This is a genomic window from Rhizobium chutanense, assembly GCF_002531935.1.
Lineage (GTDB): Bacteria > Pseudomonadota > Alphaproteobacteria > Rhizobiales > Rhizobiaceae > Rhizobium > Rhizobium chutanense.
This window is the reverse complement of sequence record NZ_NWSV01000024.1, coordinates 88,207-100,878: the sequence shown is the minus strand read 5'-3', so window position 1 is coordinate 100,878 and position 12,672 is coordinate 88,207. Positions and strand designations below refer to the sequence as shown.

The window sequence follows — 12,672 nt, the reverse complement described above, 5'->3', positions numbered from 1 at the left end:
GCATAATGCATGTTATGGAACAAAAAAACATATGAAATTATAACGACTTGGACTGTCTCTCGGCGTGGCTGCAAAGCTGAAATATCCTCTCGGGAAAGTTCGACTGTCATCCCCTCGTCGAATGACGAAGGACGCAGCATGGGAGCAAGCTCGGCGACGGCGTATAATCATGCGACCGCCATCGGTCGATATTATTTCCGCCGACCCGCCGTGAAGCCGACCCGCGCGACCTTTCACTGGTGTATCGAGGCCGTCCAAGGCCGCAACATATCTCAACATTAAAACGCAAACAGCAACGCCGAGCCGCAGCATAATGCATCGGTCCCGGCTGACTGCCGATTTGCTGAAGCCTTCTCCGATCATCGAAATGACGAGGCACTTTAATGTACACAAAGACAATTGCGCTGGCCGCCATGGCTTTCTCGGCGGTGCCGGCCTTTGCCGCCGATGTGGTGGTTCAAGATCCCGCTTACGTTCAACAGGGACAGACCCAGTCGGCCTTCGACTGGTCGGGATTTTATCTCGGACTTCAGGGCGGATATGCCGCCACCCATGCGACCTACCTCAACGGTTCCGAGCGGGATCTTGATGGCGGGGCCACGGGCATTTACGGCGGATATAATTTCCAGCATGGCCCTTTCGTCTTCGGCATCGAGAACGACTTCAACTACAACTGGAAGGATGGGAACGACGTTGCCCTGAAATGGGACGGCTCGGCGCGCGGCCGCGTGGGATATGCCTTGGACCGCACGCTGATCTACGGAACCGGCGGTCTGGCCGCGGCCGGTGGAGAAGTCGACGTGCCGGGAGTTGGCAAGAAGGACGACATCCTGATCGGCTGGACGGCCGGTGGCGGTGTGGAGCATGCCTTAACCGACAATATCATCATGCGCGCCGAATATCGCTATGACGACTTCGGACGCAAGGATTTAGGCGCGGCGCTCGGCGATTTCGAAGTCAATCAGCAAAAGGTAACGGTCGGCACCAGCTTCAAATTCTGACCGTCGATCCGATCACGCCTCGACGTCGATCGAGGCGTGATCATCTCCTGAGGACAGGAATTGCGCCCGAAGCCTGTTGCGCCAAGATGAGTTGATTTGACAGTCTGCCCATCGGCAGCCGCTGTGGCCGAACGGAATTTCGGGCGATCTGCGGATATTGGCATTGCAGGCAATCTCATCTCTGCTCTAGTTTCGAACTCTCTCCGCCGGGCAGTTCAGCCGCAGGCTCATGACATTCGAAACGAGCGAGAGCCGCATCTCATGACCACTCACCGCTTCATTCCCACGAGCTTTCACAATGTCATCGGCTCTCTTCCGCCGGCCTTGCGCATCGCCGACGGCGATACCGTCGTCACCGAGACGCTCGATGCTGCCGGCCATGACAAGGACGGCGTCAAGCGAGCACCCCGCGGCAACCCGATGAACGGCCCGATTTTCGTGGAAGGGGCCGAACCGGGAGATGCGCTGAAGGTCGAGATCATCAGCATGATCCCGACCAGGGATACGGGGTTCACCCGCAGCGTCGTCGCCGCCAGTGTCGTCGATCCCGAAGCTGTCCGCGACCTGCCGCCGCGTGATATCGCCATCTGGGCGATCGACCGTGAAGCCTTGACCGTCCGGCTGTCCGAGCCGGTTGCCGGCCTTGAAGATTTCGTTCTGCCGCTTGCCCCGATGATCGGCTGTTTCGGCGTGGCGCCGAGCCTCGGCCAGGCGATCTCGACTGCGACCAGTGGTGAATATGGCGGCAACATGGATTATCGGCTGTTCGGTCCCGGCACCACGGTTCGCTTTCCGGTCTCGGCTCCCGGCGCCCTGTTCTTTCTCGGCGACTGCCATGCCGTGCAGGGGGATGGCGAGATCGTCGGAACGGGCGTCGAGACGACGTTCGAGGTCACGGTGCGGCTGACGGTGGAAAAGCAGGCCGGGCTGGTCTGGCCGCGCGGGGAAACCGCCGAAGACATCTTCACCATCGGCAATGCAAGACCCCTCGATCAGGCGCTCCAGCATGCCACCAGCGAAATGCTGACCTGGCTGGCGTCGGATTACGGCCTGGACAGGACGGCGGCCAGCCATCTGCTCGGTCAGGTCGTGCGTTACGACGTCGGCAACGTCTTTGACCCGGCCTATACGATGGCTTGCCGCGTCGCCAAGAAATGGCTGGTTCGCCGATAGGTCATCGTCTGCGCCTTCTCAATCGTGCCGTGACAGGAACGTGGAAACGGTCGCCAGGCAAAGCTGCTTTTCCTCGACATGCGGCATGTGGCTGGAATTTTCGAACAGCACCCATTCGCAGCCGGGAACCCGTTCGAGGTAGGGCCTGACCACCAGCGGGGTCGCCTCGTCGTATTTTCCCGAGATCAGCAGCGTCGGGGCTTCGATGCGGTCGAGCCTGTTCTCGATCGTCCAGTCCTTCATCGTGCCGATGACGTGAAATTCGGTCGGGCCGTTCATGTTGCGGTACACGGTGTTGTCCTCGTCCATGATCGCGAAGGTCCGCGCCACTTCAGCCGGCCATGGCGCCACCCGGCAGACATGGCGGTCATAAAAGACGCGTGAGGCGGCGATATAGTCCGGGTCGGTCAGGCTTCCCGCCAGCTCGTGCTTCAGCAGCGTGCCCTGCACCTCCTTCGGCAGTTCCTGCCGCAGCCGGTTCGCCTCCGAAACCCAGGTGTGCATGTTGGCCGGCGAGTTGGCGATGACAAGCGCCTTCAGGCCCGGCGGCCGGCGCACCGCATGTTCGGCGCCGAGCATGCCGCCCCATGACTGGCCGAGGAAGGCATAGCGTTGCTGGATGCCGAGATGGGCAAGCAGCGCGTCCAGCTCTTCGAGAAACAGGCCGACCGTCCAGAAATCCGGGCCCTTTTCCGGAAGTCGGGTGGAATTGCCGTTGCCGAGCTGGTCGTAATGGATGACAGGGCGGCCGTCGAGGGCGGCGATATCCTTGAAGGAATCGACATAGTCATGCGTGCAGCCCGGCCCGCCATGGGCGACGACGAGCGGCAGCCTGTCGCTGTCCAGCGAACCGGTGATGCGATACCAGGTGCGATAGTCGCGAAAGGGCAAATAGGCTTCGTTGGTCACGATTTCGGCCACCGGCGTCTCCATCTCTCGGCATGTCGAAAACCAATAACGCGGCGGCAGCGGCGAAGGCAGCTATCACAAGTTATAGGGTGGCCAGGCATGGCTCGGCCGGTCTTCGAGCAGGCGGTAATGCGTGGCGCGCACGACGGCCTGGGTGCGGTTGCGGGCGCCGAGTTTCTTTGAAGCGGCGTTCAGATGCATCACCACGGTCGGCACCGAACGGCCGATGATGCGGGAGATTTCCTTGGCCGAATAACCTTCGGCGGAATGGCGCAGGCACTCGCGTTCGCGTTCGGTCAGGCGGACCGTGCCGACACTCTTCGCCGTCGTGTCGAAAAGCGAATAAGCGGTTTCGTGGAAGACATGGGCGAGCAGGTTGAAGTCGGCGATATAACGCAGCGCATGCCGCTCGAAATCGTCGTTCCGGCCGAAGCGGATGCCGGTGACGGTCGCATAGTCGCCGCGCGGCATATGGACCGGCACGGTGACGCCGGTCGACATGTCGCGTTCGTTGAGGTAGCGCGCCACCGGCGCCGTGTCGTCGCTCATGAAGCGCTTGATCAGCGTGTCGGCATCGGCGTCGTAGTTCCAGAAGAACGGCGCCGTGCTGCGCAGCGCCACCTGCTGCACCGGATCGATACGGAAATAGCCGCGGTCGAACCAATAGTCGTGCATATCGTCGGAGATATTCCTGAGCTTCAGCAGCGACGGGATCATGATCGCGCCGTCGAGGTCGTAGGGTACCGGCGTATAATCGTAGATCAGCGCCTCGAAGCCGATCTGCTTCATCGCCTCGAAGGCCTGGTCGATCCGGCCGTCCAGCGTTTCATGCGCCGTGAACTGGCGTCTGATCGTTCCGATGTCGTCAAGCATGGGCGGCTCCGGTTTCGGCGTGGCGTCCCACCCTATCACTTCTTATAGCTGGCACGGAACGCGATTTACGCTAAAAATTAACCACGCCCAAATATTGAGCAAGTGAAACCTTCTGCCGGAGTGATCAATGTGGCGTGAAATGCAGCCGGACGCGCGATTCGAGATCGATGTCGATGGCTATCGCGTCGTCGCCTACAGCTTCGGCGCCGGCAGCGAGACGGTTTTCTGCCTGAACGGCGGGCCGGGCCTTCCTTGCGATTACCTGCGCGAGGCGCATTCCTGTCTCGTCGACAAGGGCTACCGCGTCGTCGCCTTCGACCAGCTCGGCACCGGTGCCTCCGACCGGCCGGACGATCTCTCGCTCTGGACGATCGGCCGCTATGTCGAGGAGACCGAGACGGTGCGCAAGGCGCTGGGGCTCGGCAGGGTCCACATGCTCGGCCACTCCTGGGGCGGGTGGCTGGCGATCGAATATGCGCTGACCTATCCCGAAAACCTGAAGACGCTGATCCTCGAGGATACCGTCGCCGACATGCCGCATCTGATTTCGGAACTGGAACGGCTGCGCGCGGCGCTTGGTCCGGAAACCGTCTCGATGATGCAGAAGCACGAGGCGCAGGGCACCTACAATCACCCGGAATATCTCGCCGCCGTCACCATCCTCAACTACCGCCATGTCTGTCGTCTGCCGGAATGGCCGGCGCCGGTGCGCCGCTCGCTCGACGACTGGAACATGGCGCCCTACGCGACGATGCAGGGGCCGAACGAGTTTCTCTATATCGGCAACCTCAAGGACTGGAACCGTATCCCCGATCTGCCGCGGCTGACGCTGCCGGTGCTCATCACCGTGGGAGAGCATGACGAGCTGACACCGGCCTGTGCGCTGAGGATGAAGCTTGCGTTGCCGAATGCCGAGCTGAAGCTATTTGCCAATGCCAGCCACATGCCCTTCTATGAGAACCCGCAGGACTATTATCCGGCACTCGTCGATTTTCTCGACCGGCACAGGGCAGCCTGATGCAAGCAAAAGCGGCTCAAATCGGACGAAGACAGAGGGGCGGCCGCCGTCATGCATCGCTATAAATTCGTTCTGACGCGACCGCTGCAGTTCTTGCCCGTGATTTTCGGCATCAGCGTCATCACCTTCATTCTGGTCCGGCTGATCCCCGGTGATCCCGCGCGCAACATCCTCGGCACGCGCGCCACGCCGGCGGCGCTCGCCAGCATCCGCGCCCAATACGGCCTCGATCAGCCGATGTGGCTGCAATATGTCTATTTCCTGAAGAACCTCGCCAATGGCGAGATGGGCAAGTCGATCCTTTACAAGATCGACGTGCTGAAGCTGATCGCGACACGCATCGAGCCGACGCTCGCGCTCGTTGCCGCGAGCGTCGTGCTGTCGGTGCTGATCGCGGTGCCGATGGCGGCGATCGCCGCCCGCAATGCCGGCCGGGCGCCGGACCACGCGGTGCGCATCGTCTCGACCTTCGGCATCGGCTTTCCGCCCTTCTGGCTGGGGCTGATGCTGATCATCCTCTTCAGCGTCGAACTCGGTATGCTGCCGGTTTCGGGCTACGGCGAGACGATCGGCGAAAAGCTGTCGCATCTCGTGCTGCCGAGCCTGACGGTGGCGCTGTCGCTCTCGACCGTGCTGACGCGCAGCCTGCGGGCGGCGATGATCGAGCAGCTGAAATCGGACGTCGCGACCGCGGCGCGCGCCCGCGGCATGCCCGAAGGCATCGTCTTCTGGCGGCACGTGCTGCCGAATTCGCTGGTGCCGACGATCAACCTGCTTGCCGTCAACATCGGCTGGCTGATCGGCGGCACGGTGGTGGTCGAGACCGTCTTTGCGCTGCCCGGCATGGGGCAGCTGCTCGTCCGGGCGATCTTCTCGCGCGATTACATGGTCGTACAGGGTGTCGCCATGGTCTTTGCCTGCGCCACCGTGCTCATCAACTTCATCGCCGACATCGTCACCGTCGCCGTCGATCCGAGGGTGAGGCTATGAGCATCGAGGCGACTGTTCCCACATCCCTCGGTTGGCGCCGGTTCTTCGGCCGGCGGCCGATGCTTGCCGTCGGTGCCGGCCTGCTGCTGTTCTTCGTCCTGCTGGCGCTTGGCGCGCCCGTGATCGCGCCATACGACCCGATCCTGCAGAATGCCGAGGTGCGGCTGCAGGCGCCTTCGCTGCTGCATCCCTTCGGCACCGACAATTTCGGCCGCGATATTCTCTCCCGCGTCATCTGGGGGGCGCGCCTCGACCTGCAGATGGCGCTGATCGGCGTCATCTTCCCCTTCCTGATCGGCACCACCGTGGGCACGATCGCCGGCTTCTTCGGCGGCATCGTCGATGCGCTGTTCATGCGCCTCGTCGATATCATTCTCGCCTTCCCCTTCCTGGTGCTGATGCTGTCGATCATCGCAATCCTCGGCCCGGGCCTCGGCAGCTTCTATATCGCCATGGCGCTGGTCGGCTGGGTCTCCTATGCCAGGCTGATCCGGGCGCAGATGCTGGTGCTGAAGGGTAGCGACTATGCCGTTGCCGCCGTCAGCCTCGGCTTCAGCCGCCGGCGCATCATGTTCCGCCACCTGCTGCCGAACGCAATCGCCGGTTCGATCGTCTTTTCGATGTCGGATGCGACGCTGGTGCTGCTCAGCGGTGCCGCCGTCAGCTATCTTGGCCTCGGCGTCCAGCCGCCGATCGCCGAATGGGGCGTCATGGTCGCCGAAGGGCAGAGCTTCATCACCACCGCCTGGTGGATCACGCTGTTTCCCGGCCTCTCCATCGTCTGCCTGGCCTTCGGCTTCAGCATGCTGGGCGATGCGCTGGGCGAGCTGCTGGGGGTGCATGAATGAGCGGCTCCGTACTCTCCGTCCGCGATCTCACTGTCAGGGCGCATGTCGATTCCGGCCCGCGCACGCTTCTCGATGCCGTCTCGCTCGATCTCGGCAAGGGCGAGATCCTCGGCCTCGTCGGCGAAAGCGGCTCCGGCAAGAGCCTGTTCTGCCGTTCGCTGGTGCGCCTGCTGCCCTCCTCGCTGCTGAAGATCGAAAGCGGGAGCGTGCTGCTCGAAGGGCGCGATCTCATGCGGGTCGACGATGGCGAGATGCTGAAGGTACGCGGCGGCGAGATCGGCATGATCTTCCAGAACCCGACCAGCCATCTCGATCCGGTGATGCGGATCGGCGACCAGATCGCCGAGGGCATCCGCTATCATCAGGGCCTCGGCGCCCGCGAGGCCCGCGCCGCGGCGACGGATATTCTCGCCCAGGTCGGCTTTCCCGATCCCGCCCGCCAGTACGACAGCTATCCGCACGAATTTTCCGGCGGTATGCGGCAACGGGCGATAATCGGCGTGGCGCTGTCCTGCAATCCGAAAATCCTGATCGCCGACGAGCCGACCACGGCGCTCGACGTGACCATCCAGGCACAGATCCTGCGGCTGTTGATCGACATTCGCGACCGGCGCGGCCTGTCGATCATTCTGATCACCCATGATCTCGGCATCGTCGCCCAGACCTGCGACCGCATCGCCGTGCTGCGCGGCGGCAAGCTGATCGAAGAGGGGCCGAAGCGGACGATCCTGGCGCGGCCGCAGCATCCCTATACGATCAACCTGATCGACAGCCACCCTTCCCTGCCGGGCGAGACAGCGCCGCCGCTGGTCGACATTGCCGAAGCCGGCCGGCCGGCGAAGCCGTTGCTCGAAATCGACGATCTGCATGTGCGTTTCAGGGCCGGCGGCAGCCTGCTCAAGGGTGGCGCCAAGACGGTCAGCGCCGTTGCCGGCGTCAGCCTGCAGATCATGCCGGGCGAGACGGTCGGCATCGTCGGCGAATCCGGCAGCGGCAAGAGCACGCTTGCCCGCGCCGTGCTCGGCCTCACGCCGCTTTCCCAAGGCCACGTCACCTTCGACGGCGTCGATCTGACGCTGCAGAAGAGTGCGGGCCTGGCAAAGCTCAGGCGCGAGACGGCGATGGTGTTCCAGGACCCCTACAATGCGCTCAATCCGCGGCTGACGATCGGGCAGATGCTGGCCGAGGTGCTGAAGGTGCAGGGCAAGGTCGCCAAATCAGATATCCCGGCGCGGATCGACACGCTGCTCGATCTCGTCGGGCTCGAACGCGAATTTTCCTGCCGCAAGCCGCGCAGCATGAGCGGCGGCCAGTGCCAGCGCGCCGGCATCGCCCGCGCGCTCGCCGTCGATCCGAAGCTTGTTATCGCCGACGAATGCGTAGCCGCCCTCGACGTCACCATTCAGGCGCAGATCATCGAACTTTTTCGCGAGCTCACGGCGAAGATGAACCTAACGCTGCTGTTCATCGCTCATGATCTGGCGATCGTCCGCAATCTCTGCGAACGCGTCGTCGTGATGTATCGCGGCGAGATCGTCGAAGAAGGCCGCTCCGAAGAGGTTTTCGCGCGGCCGAGGCATCCTTATACGGCGGCGCTGATCGCAGCCATTCCCGACATCGATCCTGACAAGCCGCTGCTGCAAGGTGCCGAGCGCAAGGACGAACTGCAATCAATGCCGATCCAGCCCATCAAACGCATGCCATAACAACGAAGGGAACGAATTCATGACAAACAGGTGGAAATCAATCGGGCTCGCAGCCCTGCTCGCCGGCCTGACGCTCAGCGCAAGCTATGCCGAGGCGGCTGGCGTGCTCACCATCGGCCGCCGCGAGGATTCGACGACATTCGATCCGATCAAGACAGCGCAGAACATCGACAACTGGGTGTTCTCCAACGTCTACGACGTGCTGATCCGCGTCGACAAGACCGGCACGAAACTGGAGCCGGGCCTTGCCGAAAGCTGGACCACATCGGATGACGGTCTGACCTACACCTTCAAGATTCGCGATGCGAAATTCTCCGATGGTTCGCCGCTGACGGCTGAGGATGCCGCCTACAGCCTGCTGCGTATCCGTGACGACCCCGCCTCGCTCTGGAGCGATTCCTACAAGGTGATCGACACGGCGGTGGCGACCGACGCGCGCACGCTGACGATCAAGCTCAAAAACCAGTCGGCGCCGTTCCTCTCGACGCTGGCGCTGCCCAATGCCTCTGTTATCTCCAAGAAGGGCATGGAGACGCTGGGCGCCGATGCCTATGGCGAGAAGCCGATCGCATCCGGCGCCTTCGTGATCGACGAATGGCGGCGCGGCGACCGCGTCATCCTCAAGAAGAACCCGAACTTCTGGCAGGCCGACCGCGTCAAGCTCGATGGGGTCGAGTGGATCTCGGTGCCCGACGACAATACCCGCATGCTGAACGTCCAGGCGGGCGAACTGGATGCGGCGCTCTTCGTGCCCTTCTCCCGCGTCGAGGAGCTGAAGAAGGATGCGAACCTCAATGTCGATATCGACGCCTCGACCCGCGAGGATCATCTGCTGATCAACCATGCGCATGGTGCACTCGGCAAGAAGGAAGTCCGCCAGGCGCTGGATCTGGCGATCGACAAGAAGGCGATCGTCGATACCGTCACCTTCGGCCAGGGTACGGTCGCCAATTCCTACATTCCGAAGGGCGCGCTCTATTATTACGCCGACAATCTGCAGCGGCCTTATGATCCGGCGAAGGCAAAGGAGTTGCTGGCGGCGGCCGGCGCCTCCGACCTGACGCTGAATTACCTGGTGCGCGCCGGCGACGAAGTCGACGAACAGACGGCCGTACTGGTCCAGCAGCAGTTGCAGAAGGCCGGCATCACCGCCAATCTGCAGAAGGTCGATCCGAGCCAGGAATGGGACATGATCGTTGCCGGCGACTACGACGTCTCGGTCAACTACTGGACCAACGACATTCTCGATCCGGACCAGAAGACCACCTTCGTGCTCGGCCACGATTCCAACAACAACTACTCGACCAATTACAAGAACGAGGCGGTGAAGGAACTGGTGGCCAAGGCGCGTCTCGAGCTCGACCCGAAGAAGCGCGAACAGATGTATGTCGATCTGCAGAAGATGGCCAAGGACGACGTCAACTGGATCGACCTCTATTACAGCCCCTATATCAACGTCTCACGCAAGAATATCGAGAATTTCTACCAGAACCCGCTCGGCCGTTTCTTCCTCGAAGACACGGTCAAGAACTGAGTTCGGGCAGTATGCAAAGGCGCCGCCGCCTTCACGGCGGCGGAGCCTATTGATGGCTGCGGCAAGTGGCTGAGGCCGCTTGCCTACTCGGCGGCCGCCAGCTTGTCCTGCGTCCGGGTGTCGAAGTCGCTGGCGTCATGGCGCTCGTGCAGCTGGCTCGACGGTTCGCCGGAGAGGCGGTTGACCATCCGGCCGCGTTGCACGGCCGGCCTGTTGTGAATGGCGTCGGCCCAGCGCCGAACGTTCTTATAGTCCTCGACCTGCAGGAACTCGGCCGCACCGTATGTCCAGCCCTTCACCAACCCGCCATACCAGGGCCAGACGGCAATATCGGCGATCGTATAGTCGCTGCCTGCCAGATACTCGCTTTCGGCAAGGCGACGATCGAGTACGTCGAGCTGACGCTTCACCTCCATGGCGAAGCGGTCGATCGCATATTCGATCTTCGTTGGCGCATAGGCGTAGAAATGGCCGAAGCCGCCGCCGAGATAGGGCGCGCTTCCCATCTGCCAGAACAGCCAGGACAGGCATTCGGCGCGGGCGGCCGGCTCGGTCGGCAGGAAGGCGCCGAACTTTTCGGCGAGATAGGTCAGGATGGCGCCGGATTCGAAGACACGGATCGGCTTCGGACCGCTGCGGTCCATCAGCGCCGGGATTTTCGAGTTGGGATTGACGGCGACGAAGCCGCTGCCGAACTGGTCGCCATCGCCGATCCTGATCAGCCAGGCGTCGTATTCGGCACCGCTATGGCCGAGCGCCAGCAGTTCCTCCAGCATGATCGTGACCTTCTGGCCGTTCGGCGTGCCGAGCGAATAGAGCTGCAGCGGATGACGGCCGATCGGAAGCTCCTTGTCATGCGTCGGCCCGGCGATCGGGCGGTTGATGCTGGCGAACTGGCCGCCATTCGCCTTGTTCCAGGTCCAGACCTTCGGGGGTGTATATTCGGGAGAACCGCTCATCTTTCAAACTCCTGGGATTGGTCAGACAGAGTGCGGCGCAGGTGGGGTTGCCGCATTTTTCCTGACATAGCAGAGGCGATGAGCTTTTGTCACAGGTGTCGGCGCGGTTTCACGCAATCGTCAGAGTCTTGGCAAAGCTGAAGAAAACGACCATCCCACCAGTGACCGTCGTGTCAGGCCGCGCCTTCGCCTTCATGATTGACCGCCGTCCGGGTGCCGGAGGAGAAGATGATCAGGGCAAAGAGCGGTTCAGTACCGAGCGCGCGTGCCCAGTGCCTGATATTACGGGGAATGCGGATCGCATCGCCGGCTTCAAGCCGGTAAAGCGCGTCGCCGAGCTTGTGCTCGCAATGGCCGGAGACGACGTAAAGGATCTCTTCGCAATCGGGATGAGAATGCAGCTGGTTGCGCTCGCCGGGATTGATGCGGCAGGTGCCGAAGGTCATCTCGGCGCCTGATGTGCCGTCGCCGGTGATCTTCCAGTTGAGCTCGCCCCAGGAGGTCGGCATGAATTCGCCGCCGGCTTTCCGGAAAATGACATCGGTATCGGTCAAGGCTGTCCCTCCCTGTCAGAGATTGCTGGTGACGCCGGCATCCGTGCGTCTGTAGAATTCGAAGAGCTTCATGATCTCGCGGGCGATTTCGAGCGTGCCCCTGGTGATTGGGGCGCCGGCAAGGATCGCATCCGTCAGATGCAGGATTTCGGGCACATAGCCGAGATAGAAGAGGTTGTTGTTATAGAGCTGGCCGAGCGAATGCTCCGGCTCATAGAAGAGCGCCGCACTCTCGTCCGGCTGGATGAAGCTCGCGGCGCGGCCATAGGACGGCAGGTCGGCCTTGCGGAAGTAGGTCAGCCGGCTGCCGTTTTCGACGATGGCGTTGGCGCCTTCGCCGATGATCTCGACCCGCTCGAAGATGCTGCCGCCGGACTGGCCGGCGGCAAGGTGCAGCGTGCCGATCGCGCCGGAGCGGAAGCGCATGCTGGTGACGGTCGCGCCCGTCAACGCTTCCCATTCATATCCGGCCCGTTCGATCTCGCCGCCGAGGAAATTGAGGATCGCGCCCGGATGGTAGATGTGGTCGAGGAAGCTCTGCATCTTGACGAGATCGGCGCGGTCTTCCGGTCTCGGCAGGCTCTGGGGATAGCGGACATTGATCGAGGTCAGCCTGCCGAAGCCGGGCGAGCCGATCAGGTCTTTGAGCTTCTCGATTGTCGGGAAAAAGGTCTTCTTGAGACCGGTCATCACCATGCGGCCGGCTGCGGCCCTTGCCACCTGCAGCCTTTCGATATCGTCGATACTCGCCGCCGTCGGCTTTTCCATCCAGACGTGCGCACCTGCTGCCAGCGCATCGAGCGCCAGGTCGGTCGCCTGCACCCGGCCGTCGGGATGATAGGCGGTGACGAGAAAGACCAGCTCCGGCTTTTCCCGTTCCAGCATCTCGCGATGGTCGGTATAGGCTTTGCCGCCGCCGAAAAGCTTGGCGAATTTCTCGGCGCGGCCGAGATCGAGATCGCAGATGCCGGCAAGTTCGACCGGCACATAGCGCAGCGCCGGGTAGACATTGCGGTAGGCATGGCCGCCGGCGCCGATGAAGCAGGCCTTGATGCGGTGGTCGAATTCGAAATTGTAGCGGATGTCCCGCTGGACATGATGCGACAT

At 62.4% G+C, this 12,672-nt stretch carries 12 protein-coding genes; 7 read left to right on the top strand and 5 right to left on the bottom strand.

The window, feature by feature from the left end; genetic code table 11:
* Positions 1 to 383 precede the first annotated feature (383 nt).
* Both CO666_RS26205 and CO666_RS26200 read left to right on the top strand, forming a co-directional pair.
* Complete coding sequence (locus tag CO666_RS26205) at positions 384 to 1,001, top strand: outer membrane protein (RefSeq protein WP_097614953.1); 618 nt, start codon at positions 384 to 386, stop codon at positions 999 to 1,001.
* A 261-nt stretch (positions 1,002 to 1,262) separates the two neighbouring features.
* Positions 1,263 to 2,174, top strand: a complete 912-nt coding sequence (locus CO666_RS26200) for an acetamidase/formamidase family protein (RefSeq protein WP_097614952.1) — start codon at positions 1,263 to 1,265, stop codon at positions 2,172 to 2,174.
* Positions 2,175 to 2,192: 18 nt separating this feature from the next.
* On the opposite strand, the gene CO666_RS26195 is transcribed toward CO666_RS26200, so the two are convergent.
* Together CO666_RS26195 and CO666_RS26190 are read right to left on the bottom strand one after the other, a co-directional pair.
* On the bottom strand, positions 2,193 to 3,095 hold the full coding sequence (locus CO666_RS26195) for a proline iminopeptidase-family hydrolase (RefSeq protein WP_097614963.1): 903 nt from the start codon (positions 3,093 to 3,095) through the stop codon (positions 2,193 to 2,195).
* Between the two features lie 63 nt (positions 3,096 to 3,158).
* Positions 3,159 to 3,956 (bottom strand): helix-turn-helix transcriptional regulator, encoded by a 798-nt coding sequence (locus tag CO666_RS26190; RefSeq protein ID WP_097614951.1) that lies wholly within the window; start codon positions 3,954 to 3,956, stop codon positions 3,159 to 3,161.
* Between the two features lie 127 nt (positions 3,957 to 4,083).
* Here CO666_RS26190 and CO666_RS26185 point away from each other — a divergent pair, with 127 nt between their 5' ends.
* From CO666_RS26185 to CO666_RS26165, 5 genes are read left to right on the top strand one after another with little or no spacing between them, the layout of a single operon-like run.
* Positions 4,084 to 4,974, top strand: coding sequence for a proline iminopeptidase-family hydrolase (locus CO666_RS26185; protein ID WP_097614950.1), 891 nt, complete (start codon positions 4,084 to 4,086; stop codon positions 4,972 to 4,974).
* Positions 4,975 to 5,025: 51 nt separating this feature from the next.
* Entirely contained in the window at positions 5,026 to 5,964 is a 939-nt protein-coding gene (locus CO666_RS26180) for an ABC transporter permease (protein WP_097614949.1), read from the top strand.
* Positions 5,961 to 6,812 (top strand): ABC transporter permease, encoded by an 852-nt coding sequence (locus tag CO666_RS26175; protein ID WP_097614948.1) that lies wholly within the window; start codon positions 5,961 to 5,963, stop codon positions 6,810 to 6,812. The genes CO666_RS26180 and CO666_RS26175 overlap by 4 nt, the downstream gene beginning before the upstream one ends.
* On the top strand, positions 6,809 to 8,518 hold the full coding sequence (locus CO666_RS26170; protein ID WP_097614947.1) for a dipeptide ABC transporter ATP-binding protein: 1,710 nt from the start codon (positions 6,809 to 6,811) through the stop codon (positions 8,516 to 8,518). Before CO666_RS26175 ends, CO666_RS26170 begins: the two co-directional genes overlap by 4 nt.
* A 19-nt stretch (positions 8,519 to 8,537) precedes the next feature.
* Complete coding sequence (locus CO666_RS26165) at positions 8,538 to 10,052, top strand: ABC transporter substrate-binding protein (RefSeq protein WP_097614946.1); 1,515 nt, start codon at positions 8,538 to 8,540, stop codon at positions 10,050 to 10,052.
* Between the two features lie 83 nt (positions 10,053 to 10,135).
* Here CO666_RS26165 and yghU read toward each other — a convergent pair whose 3' ends face one another.
* The 3 genes from yghU to CO666_RS26150 form a co-directional block, all read right to left on the bottom strand.
* On the bottom strand, positions 10,136 to 11,011 hold the full coding sequence (yghU, locus tag CO666_RS26160; RefSeq protein WP_097614945.1) for a glutathione-dependent disulfide-bond oxidoreductase: 876 nt from the start codon (positions 11,009 to 11,011) through the stop codon (positions 10,136 to 10,138).
* Between the two features lie 173 nt (positions 11,012 to 11,184).
* The gene (locus tag CO666_RS26155) at positions 11,185 to 11,565 is read right to left on the bottom strand and encodes a cupin domain-containing protein (RefSeq protein ID WP_097614944.1); all 381 of its coding nucleotides are present in this window, start codon (positions 11,563 to 11,565) and stop codon (positions 11,185 to 11,187) included.
* A gap of 15 nt (positions 11,566 to 11,580) precedes the next feature.
* Entirely contained in the window at positions 11,581 to 12,672 is a 1,092-nt protein-coding gene (locus CO666_RS26150; RefSeq protein WP_097614943.1) for a Gfo/Idh/MocA family protein, read from the bottom strand.